At 55.6% G+C, this 311-nt stretch carries 1 protein-coding gene; it reads right to left on the bottom strand.

All coding sequences use genetic code 11. The annotated features are described in order from the left end of the window. On the bottom strand, nt 1-311 hold a 311-nt coding region (locus HWY30_RS41005; protein ID WP_279613351.1), incomplete at both ends, for a carbamoyltransferase N-terminal domain-containing protein.

Raw genomic sequence — 311 nt, 5'->3', positions numbered from 1 at the left:
CGAAGGATCGACCTCGGTACCGAATTCCCGCATTAGTAAGTTACGCAGAAACAGCTTGGCATCCACCGGAATGGAGATGTTCGGCTGGGACAGGAACAGGCGTTCGAGCATAACGTTGCAATAGGCCTCGGTAGCGTAAAACGCGATGTGGTCGATATCGCTGAGCTGAATCCCTGCGGATGCGAGGCAGTATTGAATTGAACTGCTCGGGAACTTGTTAGAGTGCTTGATCCGGTTGAGGCGCTCCTCTTCGACGGCCGCTATTACGCGTCCGTCCCGGACAAGCACCGCAGCGCCGTCGTGCAGAAATG

It is taken from the genome of Paraburkholderia tuberum STM678, from assembly GCF_902833905.1.
Classification (GTDB): domain Bacteria; phylum Pseudomonadota; class Gammaproteobacteria; order Burkholderiales; family Burkholderiaceae; genus Paraburkholderia; species Paraburkholderia tuberum.
The sequence above is the reverse complement of the archived record's forward strand: the minus strand, read 5'-3'. Positions and strand labels throughout refer to the sequence as shown.